General features: G+C 75.3%; 18 protein-coding genes. All 18 read right to left on the bottom strand.

Translation table 11 applies throughout. From position 1 onward, the window contains the following. Positions 1 to 17: 17 nt before the first annotated feature. The 18 genes from AC2TDM_RS14305 to fliP all read right to left on the bottom strand — a co-directional run bounded on the left by AC2TDM_RS14305 (position 18) and on the right by fliP (position 20,255). On the bottom strand, positions 18 to 2,363 hold the full coding sequence (locus AC2TDM_RS14305; protein ID WP_484635084.1) for a LamG-like jellyroll fold domain-containing protein: 2,346 nt from the start codon (positions 2,361 to 2,363) through the stop codon (positions 18 to 20). Positions 2,364 to 2,558: 195 nt separating this feature from the next. Continuing rightward, on the bottom strand, positions 2,559 to 3,047 hold the full coding sequence (locus tag AC2TDM_RS14310) for a hypothetical protein (protein ID WP_090034771.1): 489 nt from the start codon (positions 3,045 to 3,047) through the stop codon (positions 2,559 to 2,561). Positions 3,048 to 3,058: 11 nt separating this feature from the next. Then, complete coding sequence (locus tag AC2TDM_RS14315) at positions 3,059 to 3,418, bottom strand: response regulator (RefSeq protein ID WP_484636468.1); 360 nt, start codon at positions 3,416 to 3,418, stop codon at positions 3,059 to 3,061. A gap of 40 nt (positions 3,419 to 3,458) precedes the next feature. Beyond that, positions 3,459 to 3,911, bottom strand: coding sequence for a chemotaxis protein CheX (locus AC2TDM_RS14320; protein ID WP_484635085.1), 453 nt, complete (start codon positions 3,909 to 3,911; stop codon positions 3,459 to 3,461). Continuing rightward, positions 3,908 to 4,303 carry a response regulator gene (locus AC2TDM_RS14325; protein ID WP_090034777.1) on the bottom strand — a complete coding sequence of 132 codons (396 nt, stop codon included), beginning with the start codon at positions 4,301 to 4,303 and terminating at the stop codon, positions 3,908 to 3,910. The genes AC2TDM_RS14320 and AC2TDM_RS14325 overlap by 4 nt, the downstream gene beginning before the upstream one ends. Next, positions 4,300 to 5,577, bottom strand: a complete 1,278-nt coding sequence (locus tag AC2TDM_RS14330) for a CheR family methyltransferase (protein ID WP_484635086.1) — start codon at positions 5,575 to 5,577, stop codon at positions 4,300 to 4,302. Before AC2TDM_RS14330 ends, AC2TDM_RS14325 begins: the two co-directional genes overlap by 4 nt. Further along, positions 5,568 to 6,857 (bottom strand): chemotaxis-specific protein-glutamate methyltransferase CheB, encoded by a 1,290-nt coding sequence (gene cheB / locus AC2TDM_RS14335; RefSeq protein ID WP_484635087.1) that lies wholly within the window; start codon positions 6,855 to 6,857, stop codon positions 5,568 to 5,570. The genes AC2TDM_RS14330 and cheB overlap by 10 nt, the downstream gene beginning before the upstream one ends. A gap of 308 nt (positions 6,858 to 7,165) precedes the next feature. Continuing rightward, positions 7,166 to 7,579, bottom strand: coding sequence for a chemotaxis protein CheW (locus AC2TDM_RS14340; protein ID WP_090034779.1), 414 nt, complete (start codon positions 7,577 to 7,579; stop codon positions 7,166 to 7,168). Further along, the gene (locus AC2TDM_RS14345; protein WP_484635088.1) at positions 7,576 to 10,170 is read right to left on the bottom strand and encodes a chemotaxis protein CheW; all 2,595 of its coding nucleotides are present in this window, start codon (positions 10,168 to 10,170) and stop codon (positions 7,576 to 7,578) included. Before AC2TDM_RS14345 ends, AC2TDM_RS14340 begins: the two co-directional genes overlap by 4 nt. A gap of 144 nt (positions 10,171 to 10,314) precedes the next feature. Next, positions 10,315 to 11,967: a methyl-accepting chemotaxis protein gene (locus AC2TDM_RS14350; RefSeq protein ID WP_484635089.1), complete on the bottom strand. Its 1,653-nt coding sequence runs from the start codon at positions 11,965 to 11,967 to the stop codon at positions 10,315 to 10,317. Beyond that, positions 11,964 to 13,058, bottom strand: a complete 1,095-nt coding sequence (locus tag AC2TDM_RS14355; RefSeq protein ID WP_484635090.1) for a substrate-binding domain-containing protein — start codon at positions 13,056 to 13,058, stop codon at positions 11,964 to 11,966. Before AC2TDM_RS14355 ends, AC2TDM_RS14350 begins: the two co-directional genes overlap by 4 nt. A gap of 222 nt (positions 13,059 to 13,280) precedes the next feature. Next, positions 13,281 to 13,616, bottom strand: coding sequence for a carbon storage regulator CsrA (gene csrA, locus AC2TDM_RS14360; protein WP_090034786.1), 336 nt, complete (start codon positions 13,614 to 13,616; stop codon positions 13,281 to 13,283). 48 nt (positions 13,617 to 13,664) lie between these two features. Beyond that, on the bottom strand, positions 13,665 to 14,933 hold the full coding sequence (locus tag AC2TDM_RS14365) for a hypothetical protein (RefSeq protein WP_484635091.1): 1,269 nt from the start codon (positions 14,931 to 14,933) through the stop codon (positions 13,665 to 13,667). Beyond that, the gene (locus AC2TDM_RS14370; RefSeq protein ID WP_484635092.1) at positions 14,911 to 16,968 is read right to left on the bottom strand and encodes a flagellar biosynthesis protein FlhA; all 2,058 of its coding nucleotides are present in this window, start codon (positions 16,966 to 16,968) and stop codon (positions 14,911 to 14,913) included. Before AC2TDM_RS14370 ends, AC2TDM_RS14365 begins: the two co-directional genes overlap by 23 nt. Before the next feature lie 10 nt (positions 16,969 to 16,978). Then, positions 16,979 to 18,310 carry an EscU/YscU/HrcU family type III secretion system export apparatus switch protein gene (locus AC2TDM_RS14375; RefSeq protein ID WP_484635093.1) on the bottom strand — a complete coding sequence of 444 codons (1,332 nt, stop codon included), beginning with the start codon at positions 18,308 to 18,310 and terminating at the stop codon, positions 16,979 to 16,981. Then, entirely contained in the window at positions 18,307 to 19,191 is an 885-nt protein-coding gene (locus AC2TDM_RS14380) for a flagellar biosynthetic protein FliR (protein WP_484635094.1), read from the bottom strand. Before AC2TDM_RS14380 ends, AC2TDM_RS14375 begins: the two co-directional genes overlap by 4 nt. A gap of 1 nt (position 19,192) precedes the next feature. Next, a complete protein-coding gene (gene fliQ / locus AC2TDM_RS14385) occupies positions 19,193 to 19,465 on the bottom strand; it encodes a flagellar biosynthesis protein FliQ (RefSeq protein WP_090034792.1) in 273 nt (90 codons plus the stop codon). Between the two features lies 1 nt (position 19,466). Then, entirely contained in the window at positions 19,467 to 20,255 is a 789-nt protein-coding gene (gene fliP / locus AC2TDM_RS14390; RefSeq protein WP_484636469.1) for a flagellar type III secretion system pore protein FliP, read from the bottom strand. Positions 20,256 to 20,301: the final 46 nt, after the last annotated feature.

Genomic DNA, 20,301 nt, shown 5'->3' on the forward strand with positions numbered 1-20,301 from the left:
GCGGGAAGGGCCGGGGGTCAGGACACCGGGACGCCGAGCGCGTAGTGGCGGGCCACGGCGGCGGCGTCGAGCGCCACCGGCCAGACCGTCACCTCGTCGATGGTCCCGGTGACCCAGGGCTGCGTGTCCCAGCTCGCGTCACCGCCGACCCGCCAGTAGCCCGTGCCGGCCTGCGCGCCGGTCACCGTGGAGGACGCGACGAGCGAGCCGTCGACGTAGAGGCGCTGCCCCGCCGACGACTGCGTGGCGACCACGTGGTGGGGCCGGCCGTCGTTGTAGGGCAGGCCGCTGGAGATGATCTGCCGCCCGCCGCTGTACGTCCCGAAGCTGATCCGGCCGTCGGCGCCGAGGATGAGGTGCCGGTCGTGCGACGTGGACAGCGACGTCGCGCTCGAGCCGAAGCCGAGGAGCGCGCCGCCCGTCCGCGAGGTGCTGGAGAACCACAGCTCCTCGGAATACGTCGAGGGCGCGGTGCGGGCGGCCGACGACGCCACGTACTGCGCGTCGCCGTTCAGCGCCACGCCCTTGCCGTCCGTGCCCTGCACCAGCCCGGCGACGCCGCGCGCGGGCGAGCCGTAGTAGGTGCCGGTGACGCCCGCCGGCGAGGAGTCGGCCGCCGTCGCCCCGGTGTCGCCCAGGCTCCAGTGGAAGGTCGGCTTCGCGGCCGCGAGCGCCGAGGTGTAGATCGTCGCCGCGCCCGAGCTGCGGACCGTCGTGGACACCGTGGACGACGTCTTCGTGTTGCCCTGCGGGTCGCTGACGACCACCTTGTACGACGCGGTGCTGCCGGCCGTCAGGCCCTTGTCGTCGAAGACGCGGGTGACGGGCTTCCAGAACGGCGTGGTGATCGTCGCGCTCCACACGGGCGTCGTCGACGAGCCGCGGTAGACCTTGTAGGTCAGCGTGCGGTTGTCGGGGTCCCGGGCCGTCGTGACGCCGACGCGGACCGTGCCCGCCGTCGTCGCCGTCGCCGTGACCGGGGCGGCGGCCAGGACCGGGCCCAGCTTGTCGGGCGCGACCGCGGAGGCGGCGAAGCGCACGAGGCCCTGCTGCGGGGTGCCGTTGACGCTGAGGAACTCCCCGGCGTAGACGACGTACTGGCCGGCCGCGGCGACGGCCCACGACGCCTGGTTCTGGCCCGAGGCCGTGCCCTTGGTCATGGTAGGGAACCACTCGAGCGAGGAGGGTGCCGGCTCCCCCGCGTGCGAACCGTGGCCGGTGGTGATCGCGGTGTTGACACCCGTGGCCGCGACGGAGAACGCGGTGGCCTGGCGCTCCACGCGCGGCGTCTCCTCGGGGAACCCGCCGATGTTCGCGCACGTGTGGGAGTGGCTGGAGACGTACACCGCCGAGCCGAGCCGGGCGATGCCGTAGGAGTCGCCGTAGCAGTCGGCGACCCAGAGGACCTTCCCCGTGGCCGGGTCGAGGCGGAACGTGCCCTCGACGTTGCCCGTGCCGCCGTTGCCGGCCTGGCTGTAGGCGCTGCCGTAGATGCCCGTGCTGTCGGCGGACAGCTGCGTGACGGCCGCCGACGACGTCGAGGTCCGGATCGTGCTCGACGCCGGGAGCGCGCGGGACGCGCCGGTGGCGGCGTCGACCCAGCCGAGGCCGGACGCGCCGACGCCCGACAGCCGGGTGAAGCGGCCCCCGACGACGAGCTTGGAGCCGTCGGCGGTGACGGCGACGGCCGTGACGGGCTGGTCGGTGTCCGCCCGGAAGGTCGAGACGGCGCCCGTCGACGCGTCGAGCGCGAGGAGGCGATTGCGCGTGACGGCGGTCCCGCCCGGCTTGTTCGCCGCCGTGGTGAACGCCCCGCCGACGTAGACGCGCGTCGCGCTGGCGGCGACCGCGTACGCCGCGCCGCCCAGCGACCCCGTGAAGGTGGTGACGAGCTTGCCCGTCGCCAGGTCGATCGCGGCGATGCGGCCCTTGTACGTGCCGTCGACGCTCGTGAAGTCGCCGGCGATGTAGAGCCGCTTGCCGTCCGGGGAGGCCGCCATGCTGCGGATCTGCGCGTTGACGGCCGGCTTGAACGTCGTCGACAGGGCGCCGGTCGTCAGGTCGTAGGCCAGGAGGTTCGAGCGCGGCGTCTCGTTGGTGCCGGCGGGCGAGCCGGCGGGGCGCGCCGAGGTGAACTTCCCGCCGACGTAGACGGTGTTGCCGACGACGACCTGCGTCCAGGCGACGCCGTTGATCTGCGCGGTCGGCAGGGCGTCGGCGCTGACCGTCACCGGCGTGGCCGGGTCCGTCGGTGCGAGCGGGGCGGTGTCCGCGTGCGCCGGGACCCCGAGGGGGCCGAGCGGGAGCGCGAGGGCGAGGGCGGCGAGGACGGCGACGACACCGGCCCGGCGACGGACGTGCATGCGGGGGGACCTCCCGGGCGCGACGGCCCTGGCCCCGGGGCGGGACCTCGTCGACCAGGGTGCCCCACGCGTCCGATTCGTCGGAAGTCACGGACGGGTGATCCCGCAGTGACGTCCGGCACGACGACGGCGCCCGTCACCCCGGAGCGGGGTGACGGGCGCCGGGCGGTCGGGCCGGGATATGCCGAACGGCTGCTAAAGGACGACGACCGACAGGTTGCCGGAGCCGTAGCCGGCGACGCTGACCTCGAGGTCCAGGCGCCGGACGTAGGCCAGGACCCACCCGGCCAGGTCGTTGGGCAGCCGCTCGCCCTTGCCGTGCACGCGGTCGAGCTTGAGGTGCGGCGCGTCGTCGTGGTTGAACAGCGACGCCGTCACGTTGAGCACCTCGCCGGCGTTCTCCGCGAGGTCGGCGGGCAGGTCGCCGTCGGCGACGGCCGCCTGCGCGGTGCGCGCCGGCACGAGGCCGATGGCCGCCCCGAGGTAGGCCGCGAGCCCGCCGTCGACGAGCACGAGCGCCTGCGCGGTCATCCGTGCGTCGACGTACACCCCGGTGAGGGCGCCGAGGGCGGCGTTGGGGTCGACCATGGCGGCGCCGGTGGCGACCTCCACGTCACGGCCGACGAGGGACTCCAGGAGGTCGCGGACCTCCTTGGCGTTGGGCAGCGGGTTCGCGTCGGACATCAGCGCACCCCTCAGGCCAGGACCGGCTCGATCACGTCGCGGAAGGACTCCGCCGTGAACGGCTTGGCGATGAGGAACAGGGCGCCGGCGGCGTCGGCGGTCTCGCGCATCTCGGCGGAGCCCTCCGACGTGACGAACCCGAACGGCGTCTCGAAGCCCTCCGCGCGCAGGGCGCGCAGGAGCTCGATGCCCGTCATCTCGGGCATGTTCCAGTCGGACAGGACGACGTCGGGCTCGTCCTCCCGCACGGCGGCCAGGGCCTGGGCGCCGTTCTCGGCCTCCCGGACCTGCCAGTCGTAGCCGGCCTGCCGGAGGGTGCGCACGACGATCTGGCGCATGACGCGGCTGTCGTCCGCGACGAGCACTCGGATCACGGTTCTTCTCCTGTTGAAGCGGTTCGGTCCCGGCTCGTCAGCCGACGAGCCAGATGGTCACGACGATGAGCTGCCCTCGCCAGGACAGCCGGAGCTCCTGCGCCACGTGCCCCTCGGCGGCCGGCGGGTGGCCGTGCGCCACCTCCGGCAGCCCGAGGGTGTCCTGCACGGGCAGGAGCGACTTCACGTTGCCGCCGACGACGTTGGCGATCTCGCCGAAGGCGTCGACCAGGTCCTGGTCGTCGACCTCCTCGTCCGCCTCCATCATGAGCAGCGCGCGGGTGAGGTCGTGGGCGGTCGCCGCCTCGCACACGAGCGCGGCCCGGCCGGGCAGCTCCCCGTGCAGGTCGACCCACGCGGAGAGGGGCTCCTCGACGAGGGGCAGCTCGCCGTACCAGGGCGTCAGCAGCCCCTCGTCGCCGTCGATCATCGCGGCGAAGACGGCCGCCGCGACGGCGTAGACCTGCTCGGTGTCCACCGCGGTGCTCATGCCGGCTCCTCCACGGTCCAGGCCGGCGCCGTCAGCCCGAGGAACTCGAGCTTGTCGCGCAGGGCGTCGGGGGTGAACGGCTTGATGAGGTACTCGTGCGCACCCGCCGCCAGGGCCCGCACGATCTGCCCCTGCTCGCTCTCGGTCGTGACCATCATGAGGGTCACCGAGCGCCAGCGGGGGTCCGCACGGACGCGGCTGACGAACGTCAGGCCGTCCATGACGGGCATGTTCCAGTCGATGCAGCAGAGGTCGACCTCGAGGCCGCCGTCCAGGAGGTCCAGGGCGTCCTGCCCGTGCTCCGCCTGGTAGGTCTCGAAGCCGAGCTGCTGCAGGTTGCCCGCGACGATGCGACGCATCGTGCGCGAGTCGTCGATCACGAGCGCTCTCATCGCTGTGCTCCTCGGGTGGGTGGCACCGGGGTGGCTGCCGGTGTGGGTCGGTCGTAGGTGGTCCGGTCGAACGGGCTCCGGCCCGGGGGGTTCCGGTCGGAGGCGTTCGGCAGGGGGCGCGCGCCGCGGGCGGCGCCCGACGCCGCGGCCGGGACCGGCCGCGGGGTCGTCGCGGGCCGGGACTGGCCCGGCACGAGCGGCTGGGCGGCGGCGGGGCGCGGGCGCGGCAGGAGCGACCCGGCCGTGCCCGCGGCGGCGACCGCCCGGCCGAGGGGCGCACGCGCCGCCAGCGAGGCGGCTCCCGGCGGTCCCCCGGCGAGGGCCGCGGCGGGTGTCGCGGCGGGGGCGACCCGCGGCGACGGCAGGCCGCCGGCCGGCAGTCCGCCAGCCGGTCCACCAGCCGGTCCACCGGCCGATCCACCAGCCGGTGCTCCGAAGGGCGCACCCCCGGCCGCACCCGCCCGCGACGGCGTGTAGACCGACCCGGTGCCGACGGGCACCCGCTGCCAGCTGTCGTCGATGCCGATCGTCGTCTCGGCCGCCCCCAGCACCAGCGCGCCGTCCGGCGCGAGCACCCGGCGGACCCGGTCGAGGATCGCCTTCTTCGTCGCGGCGTCGAAGTAGATGAGGACGTTGCGCAGGAAGACGATGTCGAACCGCGCACCCGCGGGGGGCGGGTCGAGCAGGTTGTGCGCCCGGAAGGTGATCGTCCGGCGCAGCCCGTCGGAGATCTGCCACTCCGCGCCCACGCGCGTCAGGTGCCGGACCATGAGGGGCGCCGGCAGGCCGCGGTTGATCTCGAGCTGGCTGTACCGGCCCGAGCGGGCGCGGGTGAGCACCTGCTCCGACAGGTCCGTGGCGAGGATCTCGAACGAGGCCCCGGGCGGGAGCGCGTCCGTGAGGGTCATCGCCAGGGAGTAGGGCTCCTGCCCCGTCGAGCAGGCCGCCGACCACACCTTGAGGTGGGCCACCGACCCGCGCGTCGAGAGCAGCTGCGGCAGCACGTGCGTGCGCAGCGACGTGAAGGGGCTCGAGTCGCGGAACCACGACGTCTCGTTCGTCGTCAGCGCCTCGACGATGCGGCCGTGCTCGCCGTCGTGGCCGCCGCCGCGCACGCGCTGGACGTAGGCGTCGACGTCACCGCCGGTGAGGTCGCGCGCGAGCGGCAGCAGCCGGCTCTCGACGAGGTACTCCTTGCCCCCGGCCAGCTGGATGGCGCTGCGGCGCCGCACCAGGTCGGCCACCCATGCGAACGACTCCTGGCTCAGCGCCACGACGCACCTCCGGCACGCACTCGGGTGGCACCGGCGCCGAGCACGCGCTCGACCGTCGGGGCCACGTCGTCGAGAGGGACCACGCGGTGGGCCAGGCCCGCGGTGGCCACGGCCCCCGGCATGCCCCACACGACGCTCGTCGCCTCGTCCTGCACGACGACCGTCCCGCCGGCCGTCACCACGTCCTCGCACCCCGTGCGGCCGTCCGCGCCCATGCCGGTGAGGACCACGGCGAGCAGCTGCCCGCCGTAGGCCTTCACGGCGGAGCGGAAGAGCACGTCCACGCTGGGGCGGCAGTAGGAGACGGGCGGGCCGTCGGTGAGCTGGGCGAAGGCCTGCACGCCGGACGTGCGGACCTCCAGGTGGTGGTCGCCCGCGGCGACGTGGATGCGCCCGGGCAGGAGCTCCATGCCGTCCGCGGCCTCGACCACCGAGGCCACGCTCCCGCGGTCGAGGCGCGCGGCGAGCTGCTTGGTGAACACCGGCGGCATGTGCTGCACGACGAGGACGGGCACCGCCGGCGGCGCGGTGAGCGCGCCGAAGAACCGGGACAGCGCCTCCGGCCCGCCCGTGGAGGACCCGACGAGGAGCGCGCGCACGGGGTGCGGCGCCGGCTCGGGGCGCAGCGCGAAGCCGCGGGGGCCACGGGCGGAGGCACCGGCGGGGGCACCGGCGGAGGCACCAGCGGGGACGGCCCCCGGGGCGGCGGACGCCGTGCGCGGCGCGGGGAGGCCCGGGCGTGCCGCCGCGGCGCCCGCCGAGCCCGCGCGGGCGGGACCGGCACCGGGGCGGCCCGGGCCGCGAGGGTCGAGGCCGCGGGGGTCGGGGGCGGTGGGGCCGCCGGGACGAGCTGCCACGGGACGCCTGACGCGGCCGGCCGTCAGCGCGACGATCTTCGGGATGAGGTGGTCGGCCACCTGCCGCATCGACTCCTGGACGGAGCCGACGTTCGCGGGCTTGGTGACGTAGTCCGTCGCGCCCGACGAGAGCGCCTCGAGCGTGGCGACCGCGCCCCGCTCGGTGAGCGTCGAGAACATGATGATCGGCATGCGGTGGCCGGAGGCGCGCAGCGCCTTCACGGCGGCGATGCCGTCCATGTCCGGCATCTCGACGTCCATCGTCACCAGGTCGGGCGCGAGCTGCTCGACCTTCGACTGCGCGAGCCGCCCGTTGGAGGCGGTGCCGACGACCTCGATCTCCGGGCTGCCGGCCAGCACGTCGGTGACCAGCCGGCGGACGACGACCGAGTCGTCGACCACCAGGACGCGGATCCGGGTCACGGTGCCTCCGGGAGGTGGGTGGACGGGCCGCCCCGCGGGCGGTCCGGCGGCCGGGGCGCTGCCCTCTCGACCAGTCCACCTATCGGCGGCGGGGACCGGGTGCAGAGGGTTTCGGCGGTGGCGTTCGGGTGGGTCCGGAGCAGGTGGGCAGGTGACCCGGCGCCTCGGTGAGCAGGTGCGCAGGCGCATCGGTGCGCAGGTGCGCCGGCACGTGCGCACCGGACGCACGACGGCCCCGGGACGCGGGGTCCCGGGGCCGTCGTGGTCGTGCAGGTCGCGCAGGTCGTGCAGGTCGTCCTGGTCGAGCGTCAGGCGGCGGCCTCGTCGACGTCGAGGACGAGGAGCAGCCGGTTCTCGAGCTTGTGCGCGCCGAGGATGAGCTGGCGCACCTCGCCGGTGAGGGTGTCGGGCGGGGACTCGAAGGACCCGGGGCCCACCTCGACGACCTCGCCGATCTCGTCGACGAGCAGGCTGACGGGCTCGCCGTCGACCTGCACGACGACCATCATCGGCTCGACGTCGCCCTCACGGGGCGGCATCTCCAGCCGCGTCCGCAGGTCGATGGTGAGGACCACCTGACCGCGGAGGTTGACCAGGCCGGCGACGGTCGCCGGCGCCAGCGGCACCTGCGTGCGCGTGTGCGAGCGCAGGGCCTCCAGCACCCGGGTCACGTCGACGCCGTACAGGTTCGGCCCCAGCGTGAAGGTGACGTACTGGCTCATCGGAGGGCTCCCGCCATGGCGTAGGTCTCGTCGGAGATGGTGGCGTCGTAGAAGGCCGCGTCCGCGGCCAGGATCGCCTGGCGCACGTCGAGCAGCTCGGTCACGCGCCCGCCGAGGACGGTGGAGCCGACGAGGCCTGTGTCCTCGATGTCGGAGTGCCGGGCCACGACGTCGTCGACGATGTCGACGATCTCGTGCACCACCAGCCCGACGCTGCGGTTGCCGTGGCTGTAGACGACGACGAGCAGCTCGGCCGCCTCCTCCTCGCCGTAGGCGCCCAGCACCCGGTCGAGCCGGGCCAGCGGCAGGATGGTCCCGCGGTACTGGACCACCTCGCGCCCGCCGACGAGCTCCACGTCCTGCAGCTGCACGTGCTCCAGGCGGGCCACGGACGCGAGCGGCATGGCCACCCGGCGGCCGCCGCCGATGCCGGCGACGAGCACCTGCTCGACCTCGCTCGTCGCGGCCGCGTCGGCCAGCGCCCGGCGCTGCGCCTCGTCGGCCAGCGCGTCGGCCTCCCCCGCCAGGCTGCGCCGGGCGATGGACTGCACGTCGAGGATGAGCGCGACGCGCCCGTCGCCGAGGACGGTGGCGCCGGCGTAGATGCCGATGGACTTCAGGCGGGCCGACAGCGGCTTGACGACGATCTCCTCCGTGGAGAGGACCTTGTCGACGAGCAGGCCGAACCGCCGGCCGTCGGCCTGCATGACGGCGACGACCGCACCCTCGCCCTCGTCGTCGCCCGCACCACCCGTACCGCCGGCGGGGGCCGCCGGGAGCTGGAGGACGGACGCGAGCGAGACCAGCGGGAGCAGCTCCCCGCGCAGCCGGTAGACCGGCGAGGAGTGCACGAACTCGATGCCGGACTGGTCGCGCTGGCCGTCGATCGCCACGAGCTCGAGCAGGTTGACCTGCGGGACCGCGTAGACGTCGCCCGAGCAGACGACCGTGAGGGTCGGCATGATCGCCAGCGTCAGCGGGATGCGCAGACGCCAGACCGTGCCCTGGCCGACGGTCGACTCGACCTCGACGGTGCCGCCGGTCGCCTCGATCTTCGTCCGCACGACGTCCATGCCGACGCCGCGGCCGGAGACCTTCGTGACGGCCTCGGCCGTGGAGAAGCCGGGCAGGAACAGCAGCTGCAGCAGGTCGGCCTGGCCGAGGCCGGCCACCTGCTCCGGCGTGCGAAGGCCCTTGCGGACCGCGGCCGCCGCGACCTTGTCGGGGTCGATGCCGCGTCCGTCGTCGGCCACCTCGACGACCACCTGGCCACCGGCGTGGTAGGCCCGCAGCGCCAGCGTGCCGCGCGGGGTCTTGCCGGCGGCGACGCGGTCGGCGGGCGGCTCGATGCCGTGGTCGACCGCGTTGCGGACGAGGTGGGTCAGCGGGTCCTTGACGGCCTCGAGCAGCCCGCGGTCGAGCTCGGTGTCGCCACCGACCATCTCGAGCTGCACCTCGCGCTGGCAGGCGGCGGCGAGGTCGCGGACGATCCGCGGCATCTTCGACCACACGTGCTCGATGGGCTGCATGCGCGTCTTCATGACGCCCTCCTGCAGCTCCGCGGCGATGAGGTTGAGGCGCTGCGCGGACCGGGTGAGCTCCGGCTCGTCGGTGCCCTGCGCGAGGCGGCTGATCTGGTTGCGGGCCAGCACGAGCTCGCCGACCTGGCGCATGAGGGCGTCGAGGACCTCGACGTCCACCCGGATCGACGTCTCCGCGGCACCGCGCAGGCCGGGGCCGGCCTCCTCGGGAGCGGGCTCGGCCGCGGGTGCGGCCGGGGCCGGGGCCGGCACAGGGGCCGGCGCAGGGGCCGGCGCAGGAGCCGGCGCAGGAGCCGGGGCCGGCACGTCCTCGGCCGCGTGCCGCTGCGCGGGCACGGTCGGCACGCCGGGGCCGGCGGGGCCCCCGGTGGCCGGGGCCGGGGCGGCGACGGGCTCGTCGAGCAGCGTGGCCACGGCCGAGCCGCCCTCCTCGCCGTCGGGACCACCGGCCGGGCCGCCGTCGGCAGCACCCGCGGCACGGGCGGCGCCGACCTTGCGGGCGACGACCTTCCGGGCGGGCTTGCGCGCCGGCCCCGCCGCCTCGGCCTGCGCGGCCGGCTCGGCGACCGGCTCGGCCGGCTCGGCGACCGGCTCGGCGGCCTCCTCCGCGACCGGCGCGGCGGCGGGCGCCTCCGCGGCGGGCGCCGCAGCCGTGGCACCCGGGACGTCCGCGCGGACGGCCTCGATCGCGGCGATCGTCGCGTCGATCTCCACGGAGCCCTCGGACCCCGAGCCCTCGATCGCGCCGAGGATGTCGCGCACGGAGTCCGTCAGCGCCAGCAGCACGTCCGTGGTGCGCTGGTCCATGGACCGGCGCCCGTCCCGCAGCTCAACGAGGAGGTTCTCCCCCGCGTGCGTCACGCGCTCGAGCCGCGAGAAGGCCAGGAAGCCGCTCGTGCCCTTGATCGTGTGGATCGTGCGGAAGATGCTGCTCAGGAGCTGGCGCGACCCGGGCGACTCCTCGAGCGCGACGAGGTCGCGGTCGAGCTGGTCCAGGTTCTCGTAGCTCTCGACCAGGAACTCCCGGACGATGTCGTCGATGTCTCCCACCGGGTCCTCCCCCGTCGGGGTTCGTCCCCGACTGCCTCTCGTCCCATCGGTCGGCCGCCCGGCGCCGTGAGGCGTCCGTCGGCCGGCTGTCGTGCCGTCCCCCGTGCGGCCCTGGTGGGCCACGGGGCGGGGGACGGCACCGCGTCAGAAGGTGAACGCGCGCACCCGTGCGGTGAGGTCGGCGGCGAGCGTCGACAGCTCGCCGACCTGCACCTCGACCTCGTCGACGACGCGGCTGCTCGCGCCCGCGGCCTCCGCGACCGCGCCGACCGTCCGGGCGATCTCGCCCGAGCCCTCCGCGGCCTCCGCCACACCCCGCGACATCTCCGAGGTGGTGGCCGTCTGCTCCTCCACCGCCGCGGCGATCGTCGTCTGGTAGTCGTTGATCGAGGCGATGATGTGCTCGATCTCGCCGATCGCCACGACCGCGCCCGCGGTGTCCTGCTGGATGGCCTCGACGCGGCGGGCGATGTCGTCCGTCGCGCGCGCGGTCTCCTGCGCGAGCTCCTTGACCTCCCCGGCGACGACGGCGAAGCCCTTGCCGGCCTCGCCGGCACGCGCGGCCTCGATCGTGGCGTTGAGGGCGAGCAGGTTCGTCTGCTCGGCGATCTGCGTGATGGTGCGGACCACGACGCCGATCTCCTGGCTCGACACCCCGAGACGCGAGACCTGCTCGTTCGTCCGGTCGGCCACGTCCGTCGCCTGGGCGGCGACGGCCGCGGCGGCGGCGGCGTTCTGCGCGATCTCGCGGATGCTCGTTCCCATCTGCTCCGAGCCGGCCGCGACGGCCCCGACGTTGCGGGACACGGCCTCGGCGGTGCCGGCGACGAGGTCCGCCCGGCGGCTCGCCTCGTGGGTCGCGCCGGCCGCGCGAGCGTTGGCGCTCGTGAGCCGGTCGGCGGCGCCCGCCACGCCCTCGGACGTCCGCACGACGGCGGTCAGCGTGTCGCGCAGTGCGGCCTGGGCGCGGGTGAGGGCGCCCGCCATCCGGCCCGCCTCGTCGCCGGAGTCCACGGGCACCTCGCGGGTGAGGTCGCCGTCCGCGAGCGCGACGAGCGCGCCCTCGACGGTCCGCATCGCGGCCGTCACGCGCCGCACGACGAGCACCGCGACGACGACGGACGCCGACGCGCCCACGACGAACGCGGCGAGCAGCGCGAGGATCGTCACGCGCACCTCGGCCCGGCCGGCGGTGAGGATCGCCTCCACCTCGGCGTCGACCTGCCCCTGCGCGAGCTCGAGCGCCCGGCCCGCGCTGTCGGGGTCGGCCGCCACGTCCGCGCGCACGGCGGCCGCGAGGGCGTCGACGTCGCCGGCCTCGACCAGCGGCAGGAGCACCGCGTCGCGGTAGCCGGTCCACGCGTCCCACCGGATGAGGAAGTCCTGCCACTGCGGCGTCCCGGACTGGGGGAAGGCCGAGATCGTGCTGATCTGCTCGGCCACGTCCCCGTCGACCCACGCCAGGTCGGTGAGGAGCTGGGCGCGGACGGACTCGTCGGGGGCCGTGGCGGCGCGCTGCACGAGGAGGTGGCTGCGCGCCTGCGCGGACCGGAGCTCCGCCATCGCGGCCTGGAGCTCCGAGGTCAGGCGGGACATCTCCTGCAGGTGGCCGCCGGCGCGGGACAGCGCGAGGGCGCCGGACCCGCCGACGAGGGTGAAGACGAGCAGGAGCAGGCCCACCGCGGCGCCGAGCTTCGTGGCGACGGGCCGGTCCCAGAACCAGCGGGCGCGGCCGCGGGACCCCGTGCGCGGGGCGGCGGCCGGGCGCGGGGTCGGGGTCGTCGTCGTGGCGCTCACGCGCCCACCTCCTCGGCGGTGTGGTAGCCGCCGTCGACGAGGACGGCCAGCAGGTTGTCCGCCGTGACGAGCTGCGGCGTCAGCAGGTAGGCGGGGACGACGCCCGCGCCGTTGTCGTAGGAGGTCGTGTCGTTGACCTCGGGGTCGCGGTCCGCCAGGAGGTCGCGCGTCATCTGCACCGCGACCTCCGCGAGCTGCCGGGTGTCCTTGTAGACGGTCGAGTACTGCTCGCCGTCGAGGATGGCGCGCGCGCTGGCGACCTCCGCGTCCTGGCCGGTGACGACCGGCAGGGCCGGGCCGTCCCCGCCGTAGCCGAGCGTCGTCCGGACGGCGTCGAGCACCGCGACGGAGATGCCGTCGTAGGGCGACAGGACGCCGTCGAGGTGGCGGCCGCCCGTGTAGGCGGCGGCGAGGCTGCCGGTGAAGCGGTCGGCGGCCGTCTTCGCGTCCCAGGCCGGCGTCGCGGCCGCCTCGAAGGTCGTCTGCCCGGAGGGGACGACGAGCACGCCGGCGTCGAACCAGGGCTGCAGCACGCCCATCGCGCCGTCCCAGAAGACGCCCGCGTTGTTGTCGTCGGGCGACCCGGCGAACAGCTCGACGGCGAAGGGGCCGCGCGCGCCGGTGGGCTCGCCGGCCGCGTCGAGGACGCCGAGGCCCTGCAGCAGGGACGTCGCCTGCTGCACGCCCACGCGGTGGTTGTCGAAGGACGCGTAGGCGCTGATCGCGTCGGTGCCGCGGATGAGCCGGTCGTAGGAGACGACCTCGACGCCGGCGTCCGCCGCGTCGCCGAGGACGTCGGCCAGGACCGTGCCGTCCACGGCCCCGACGACGAGCGCGTCGGCGCCCGCCTCGAGCATGGCGGCGATCTGGTCGGCCTGCGCCGCCGGGTCGTTCTCCGCGTACTCCAGCGCCACGCGGTAGCCGAGCGACGTGAGCTGCGCGCGGAGGTTGTCGCCGTCCGCGATCCAGCGCTCCGACGTCGTGGTCGGCATCGCGACGCCGACGAGCGGCGCCTCGGGCGCCGGCTGGAGCACCGCGGGCAGCGCGCAGCCGCCCGTCGAGGCCGCCGTCCCCGCCAGCAGCAGCGCCACCAGGACCCGTCGCCGCCCCGGTCGTCGCCCCGGTCGTCGCGCGGCCGGCGCCGCGCCGCTCGGATCCCGTCCCGTCGTGCCGACGGGCACCCGTCGTCCCGTCCCCTGACCGTCCCGCACGCCGCACCCCTCTCAGTGGCGGGGCTCGCCCCCGCCGTCACCAGGGGATCGGCAGGCGCGGTGACGAGGTGAAGGTCCTGCTGGGGAACGTTCTCCCCGGTGTCAGCGGCCGTCCGCGGCGGGCGCCCCGGGGGCGGGTGCCGCGTCGGCTCCGCCGTCGTCGGCGACCGCGTCGTCAGCAGCCGTGCCGTCGGCCTCGGGCTGCGGGCGTCGCGCAGGGGCCAGGGCGCGCAGGGCGGCGGCGGTGGCGTCGTCGGCGGCACCGGCGTCGACGTTGGCGGCCGTCACCGCCTCGAGGACCTCGGCCCGGTGCACGCGCACCTCGCGCGGGGCGTCGATGCCCAGCCGGACCCCGTCCCCGCGCACCTCGATGACGGTCACGACGATGCCGTCTCCGATGAGGAGTCGCTCACCGACGCGGCGGCTGAGGACGAGCATGCGGTGACCCTACCTGCTCGTCCCCCGCCCGACCGGGGATCGCGCACGTCACGACGGCGGCGGCCCGTCCAGCACGGGCCCGAGGGCCTCGCCGAGCGCCGCCGCCCACGCCACCGGCGAGCACGGCACGCCGTCCATGAGCGCGATCGGCAGCCCCAGGTCGAGGACCGTCCCCGGGTCCCCCGTCTCGAAGACCCCGCGGGCGGCGACCGCGTCGAAGGCCCGCGGGTCGCCCGCCGCCACCTCCTCGATCCACCGGACGGAGTCGCGGGGCTTGCGCCGCGCGTCCACCACGGCCCACGTGGCGTCCGGACGCAGGGCGCGCAGCATGCGCGTCGTCTCGGCGCGCGCGCCGGGCTCCTCCCCCACGCCGAGCGCGACGACCCACGCGTGCCCGCGCGAGGTGGCCGAGCCGCGCCAGGCGGTCGCCGACGAGGGCGCCGCCAGGACGCGACCGCCCGCGCGCACGGGCCCCGACGCGGTCCGGCCCGCCAGGACGAGCGCCGACGGCCCCGCCCCCAGCCGCTCGACGAGCACGTGCGCGACGGCAAGCACGTCGTCGGGCGCACCGACGAGGACGTGCACCGCGCCGGGCGTGCGGGGCGCCGGCGGGGCGGCCGGGATGCGCGCGACCACCGCCGCGAGGCTCGCGTCGCCCTCGCCGACGAGCGCCGCCGGCACGCCGATCGCGCGCAGCCCGCGGCGCAGCGGCTCACCGCCGGCCACGACGCCGCCGGCGGCACCGGTGAGCAGGTCGTCGACCGGGGTCCGCGGCCCGGGCACGCCGGCTGCACCGGCGTCACCGCTGACGGGCATCACGGCCAGGCCCGGGGTGAAGAGCTCGGCCGGTCCGGTCGGCTCGGCGTCCGGCACCTCGTCGGCCAGAGCCTGCACCTGGGCGAGGACGGCGTCGAAACCGGTGGAGCCGGGCTCGGGACCGAGGTCGGGCCCCTCCGCTGCCGGAGCCAGGCCCTCACCCGCGAGGGCACCCGGCCCACCGACGCCCGTCGCCCCGCGGGGCGTCGGCACGCCGGCGGCGGGCTCGTCGCCCGCCCCGAACCCGAGGTCCGCGGCGTCCGCCGCCTCGAGCATCTGCTCCAGCGTGGCCGCGGCCGGGCGCGGGCGCGGCCGGCGCCGCGCGGGCCGCTCGGGCACGTCCACGGTGATCTCGAAGGACTCCTTGGCGAAGAAGCCCGCGAACCCGCCCGTGCGCACCCGCTCGGCGCGCACGATCCGTGCGTCGGGGCCGAACTCGGCGCGCACCTGCGCGATGAGGTCCGCGACGTCGGGGCCCTCACGCAGCAATCGCGTGGCCACTGCTCACCACCCCCACCGTCTCGATGGTCATGCCGGCGCCGGTCACCTCGGCGTAGGACAGCACGGGCAGGCGGGGCAGCCCCAGCTCGACGAGGCGGTGCAGCGCCGGGCGGATCGCCGGGGCGCAGACCAGTACCACGCTGCGGCCCTCTGCCTCCGCGCGCCCGGCCGCGTGCCGGAGCTGGCTGAGCAGGGAGTCCATGCGCTGCGGGTCCAGCAGGAGCTGCGTGCCCGCCTCGCCCGGGCGGAGCTGCTCGAGCAGGTGCTGCTCCAGCAGCGGCTCGAGCGTGAGCACCCGCAGGACGCCGTCCTGGGCGTGCGCCGCCGTCAGCGCGGGCCCGAGCGCGACGCGCGCCGCCTCGACGAGGCCCTCGACGTCCGTGCCGACCTTCGCGCGCAGCGACAGCGCCTCGTAGATGCGGGCGAGGTCGCGGATCGGCACCTCTTCGGCCAGCAGGCCCTGCAGGACGCGCTGCACCTCGCCCAGGGTGAGCACGCCCGGGACGAGCTCCTCCACCACCGAGGGGTTGACGCGCTTGAGCGCCTCCGTGAGCTGGCGGACGTCCTCACGGCCCAGCAGGCGGGCGGCGTTCTGCGTGACGAGCGAGCCGAGGTGCGTGATGAGGACGGACACGCGGTCGACGACGGTGGCGCCGTGCAGCTCGGCCGCGTGCCGCATCTCGGCCGGCACCCACTTGCCGGGCAGGCCGAAGACCGGCTCCGTGACCGCGGTGCCGGGCAGCGCCGCCAGGTCGTCGCCGAGCGCGAGGACCTGGCCCTGCGGCGCCTGGCCGCGGCCCACCTCGACCCCGGCGATCTTCACGACGTAGGTGGCCCGCGGCAGGTCCACGCTGTCGCGGGTGCGCACGGGCGGCACGACGATGCCGAGCTCGAGCGCGACCTTGCGGCGCAGGCCACGGACGCGGGCCAGCAGGTCCTGCTCGGGCCCGGTGCCGACGAGGTCGACGAGGTCCGGCGCCAGCAGGACCTCCAGCGTGTGCACGCGCATCTGCTCGATGAGCTGCTCGGGCGTGTCCGACGCAGGTGCGGCGGCGGGCACGACCGCCTCGGCGGCGGCCGCGGCGGCGGTGCGTGCCTCGGAGGCCTTGATCCGCTGGGAGGCGACGAGGAGCGACGCGCCGACGAGCACGAACGGCAGCTTCGGCATCGACGGCAGCAGCGCGAGGCCGATGGCCGCCACGCCCGCGATCTGCAGGGCCTGGCGGGACTGCCCGAGCTGCTTGGCGGCCACGGACCCCATGTCGCCCTCGGCGGTCGCGCGGGTGACGACGATGCCGGTGGACACCGACAGCAGCAGGGCGGGGATCTGCGTGACGAGGCCGTCGCCGACCGACAGGACGGAGAACTTCTGCACGGACTCCGAGGCCGACAGCCCCATCTGGGCCATGCCGATGACGAACCCGCCGAGCAGGTTGATCGCCGTGATGACGATGCCGGCGATGGCGTCGCCCTTGACGAACTTCGAGCCGCCGTCCATGGCGCCGTAGAAGTCGGCCTCCGCGGAGATGTCGGCGCGGCGGCGGCGGGCCGTCTCCTCGTCGATGAGGCCGGAGTTGAGGTCGGCGTCGATGGCCATCTGCTTGCCCGGCATGGCGTCCAGGGTGAAGCGCGCGCCCACCTCCGCCACGCGCCCGGCGCCGTTGGTGATGACGACGAACTGGATGACGACGAGGATGAGGAAGATCACCAGGCCGATGACGAGCGACCCGCCGACGACGAAGTGGCCGAACGCCTCGATGACGTGGCCGGCGAACCCGTCGCGCAGCACGAGCCGGGTCGAGGCGACGTTGAGCCCGAGCCGGAACAGCGTGAACACGAGGATCAGCGACGGGAAGACGGAGAAGTCCAGCGGCCGCTTGACGTACATGCTCGTGAGGAGGATGACGAGCGACGCCGTGATGTTCACGGCGATGAGCAGGTCGAGCAGCGGGTACGGCAGCGGCACGACCAGCAGCAGGACGATCGCGACGACCCCCGCGGGGACGGCCATCTGCGCGACGTTCCTGTTCTTCATCGGGTCTCCCTCACACGCTGCTCGCCCGCACGGCGACGGCGCCGGTGGGCCCGTCGTCCCCGGTTCTCTCGGCACCCGCGGCGCCCGGGTTGAGCCGATCGGGTGAGGTCGTCGCCGCAGCGCTCATACCGGTGCTCGTCGCGGGGCTCGTGTCGGGGGCCGTCACGGGGCTCGTCCCGGGGCTGGCGCCGGGGTCCGCCGCCGGACGTGCGGGGCGACGGGCCGTGCGGGCGCGGGCGCGGTGCGCGGCCGGCGTCTCCTCGGCGACGAGCGAGCCGCCCGGGACCCGGTGCTGCCCGGCGGCCGCACCGCGGCGCCGCAGTGTCATGACGAAGGCGAGCACGCGGGCCACGGCGGTGAACAGGTACTCGGGCACCTCGTGGCCCAGCTCGCAGGCGGCGTGCAGCGCGCGTGCCAGGGGCACGTCCTCGACCATCGGCACGCGGTGCTCGCCGGCGACCGCGCGCATGCGGGCCGCCACGGCGCCCGACCCCTTCGCGACGACGCGCGGCGCACCCTTGCCGGGCTCGTAGCGCAGCGCCACGGCCACGTGCGTGGGGTTGACCAGGACGACGTCGGCGTCGGCGACGGCCGCCATCATGCGGTTGCGGCTCATCGCCATCTGCCGCGAGCGGATGGCGTTCTTGATGAGCGGGTCGCCCTCGGCGGACTTGCTCTCCTCCTTGATCTCCTGCTTGCTCATCCGCGTCTGCTTGCGGTTGCGCCGCACGGTGACGACGACGTCGAGCGCCGCGAGGAGCAGGCCCGCGGCGACGCCGGTCCGCAGGAGGGTGCCCGTGCCCTCGCCGGCCAGGCGCAGGACCTCGGACATCGGCAGGGAGCCCGAGGCGACGAGCACCGGTGCGAGCCCCTTGATCGCCACGAACATGACGAGGCCGACGACCGCGGTCTTCAGCAGCGTCTTGAGCCCCTGCCACATCGTCTGCGGCCCGACGAGCCGCATGACGGCGGCCTTGGGCTTGAGGTGGTCGACGTGCAGCCGGAGCGGCGTGAAGCGCCAGCCGCCCTGCGCGACGCCGACGACGAGGGCGGTCAGCGCCACGACCGCCAGCAGCGGGGTGACGGTCGTGACGACGGACGCGAGGCCGTCCCCGAGCAGGCGCACGACGACCTGGGGGTCGGGGTCGGCGCCGACGGCGGTGACCTGCAGGAGCTGGTCGCGGGCGGCGTCACGCCCGCGCGTGACCACCGACGGCAGCACGACGAGGCCGGCGCCGAGCACGACCCAGGTGGAGACGTCCTGCGAGCGGCCGAGCTGCCCCTTGCGGCGCAGCTCCTTCATCCGCTTCGGGGTGGCCTTCTCGGTCTTCTCCCCGCTCACGGTGCGATCCCTCCCATGAGCCCGAGGCCGTCCTCGGTGAGCGACTCGACGACCCCGGGCAGCGCGAGGTACGCGAAGGAGCCGACGACGAGCGTGAGCAGCACCTTGAGCGGGAAGCCCATCGCGAAGGCGTTGAGCGCCGGCGCCACGCGGGTGAGCAGCCCGAGGCCGACGTCGGCGAGGAAGAGCACGACCACGAGCGGCCCGGCGATCTGCACGGCCGCGACGACCATCTGCGCGAGGCCGTCGGTGAGGGTGGAGGCGGTGCGCGCCCAGTCGAGGCCGGTGTCGAGGGGCAGGGCGTCGAAGGAGCGGACGAGCCCGCCGAGCACCAGCTGGTACCCGTCGCCGACGAAGAGCAGCGTCATCGCGGTGAGCTGGTAGAACCGCTGGATGGGACCCGCGAGGCTCGCGCTCAGCGGGTCGTAGGCCGCGGCGCCCTGGAAGCCGCCGAGCAGGTCGACCAGCGCGCCCGCGGACTGCACCGCCGCGAAGACGAGGGAGACGGCGAACCCGAGGGCCGCCCCGACGACGGCCTGCAGGACGAGGGCCAGCAGGAACGCGGCGGTCCCGTCGTCGCCCAGGGGCTCGAGCCGCGGCCGGAGCGCGAGCGCGACGCCGAGCGCGAGGGCCACCTTGACGGTCCCGGGCACGCCCTTCTGCGCGAAGGGCGGCGCGAGGACGAGGAAGGCCGCCACGCGCACGCTCGCCAGCAGCGTCGTCGTCAGCTCCGTCATCGCGACGGTGACGTCGATGCCGCCGGCGGGGTCCGTCACGGCCTCGACGCCCTTGGCCGCCGCGAGGGGCAGCTGGGCGGGCAGCGAGGCGGGCAGCTGGGCGGGCAGCGAGCCGGCGAGCACGAGGTCCGCGAGGACCGGCACGTCAGCCCCCGACGAGGGTCGGCACGGACGCCCAGAGCGCCTCCGTGAACGACACGAGCTCGGCGATCATCCAGTGCCCCGTGAGCACGAGCGCGAGGGCGCAGGCGACGGCCTTCGGGACGAAGCTCAGGGTGACCTCCTGGATCTGCGTCACCGACTGGACGAGCGAGATCGTGAAGCCCACGACGAGCGAGGTGATGAGCACGGGGGCGGCCAGCTTGGCGGTCACCCACAGGGCCTGGCTGCCCAGGTGCAGGACGGTGGCGGTGTCCACGTCAGCCTCCGCTTCCGGTGTAGGACCCGACGAGGGAGGTGATGACCAGCCCCCACCCGTCGACGAGGACGAACAGCAGGAGCTTGAACGGCAGGGAGACCGTCACCGGCGGCAGCATCATCATGCCGAGCGCCATCAGGGAGGAGCTCACGACCAGGTCGATGACCAGGAACGGGATGAAGACGACGAAGCCCATGATGAACGCCGCGCGCAGCTCGGAGAGCATGAAGGCGGGCACGAGCGTCGTGAACGGCACCGCTGCCGCGTTCTCCGGGTTCTCCAGGTCGGCGGCGCGGGTCATGAGGGCGATGTCGGCCTCCCGCGTGTGCTCGAGCATGAAGGCCTGCAGGGGCACCCGGCCCTGCTCGACCGCGGCCGAGAAGGTCAGCTGCCCGTCGAGGTAGGGCTGCAGGCCGGTGGTGTTGATGTCGCCGAGCACCGGCGCCATGACGAACAGCGACAGGAACAGCGCGAGGCCGGCGAGGACCTGGTTCGGCGGGACGCCCTGCAGGCCGAGCGCGTTCCGCGTCATGGCCAGGACGACGAAGATCTTCGTGAAGCTCGTCGTCATGAGCAGCAGCGCCGGCGCGACGGACAGCAGGGTGATCCCGAGCAGGACCACGATCGAGCTGCTCGGCGTCCCGTTGACGCCGTTCACGCCGACGGTGACCGAGTCCCCGAGCGAGGCGCCGTCGGGGGCGCCGGGCGCGGTGGGCGGCGTCGGGGCCGTCACGGCGGGCACGGTGACGGGCACGGTGGCGGGCACGGTGGCGGGCAGGGCGGCGGGCAGGGCGGCGGGCAGGGCGGCGGGCAGGATGGCGGGCAGGGCGGCGGGC

It is taken from the genome of Cellulomonas sp. plas2 (assembly GCF_057221735.1).

Coding starts and splice junctions, on each gene's coding strand:
- AC2TDM_RS14305 (WP_484635084.1), bottom strand. CDS start 2,363: ATGCACGTCCGTCGCCGGGCCGGTGTCGTCGCCGTCCTCGCCGCCCTC.
- AC2TDM_RS14310 (WP_090034771.1), bottom strand. CDS start 3,047: ATGTCCGACGCGAACCCGCTGCCCAACGCCAAGGAGGTCCGCGACCTC.
- AC2TDM_RS14320 (WP_484635085.1), bottom strand. CDS start 3,911: ATGAGCACCGCGGTGGACACCGAGCAGGTCTACGCCGTCGCGGCGGCC.
- AC2TDM_RS14325 (WP_090034777.1), bottom strand. CDS start 4,303: ATGAGAGCGCTCGTGATCGACGACTCGCGCACGATGCGTCGCATCGTC.
- AC2TDM_RS14340 (WP_090034779.1), bottom strand. CDS start 7,579: ATGAGCCAGTACGTCACCTTCACGCTGGGGCCGAACCTGTACGGCGTC.
- csrA (WP_090034786.1), bottom strand. CDS start 13,616: ATGCTCGTCCTCAGCCGCCGCGTCGGTGAGCGACTCCTCATCGGAGAC.
- AC2TDM_RS14370 (WP_484635092.1), bottom strand. CDS start 16,968: ATGAAGAACAGGAACGTCGCGCAGATGGCCGTCCCCGCGGGGGTCGTC.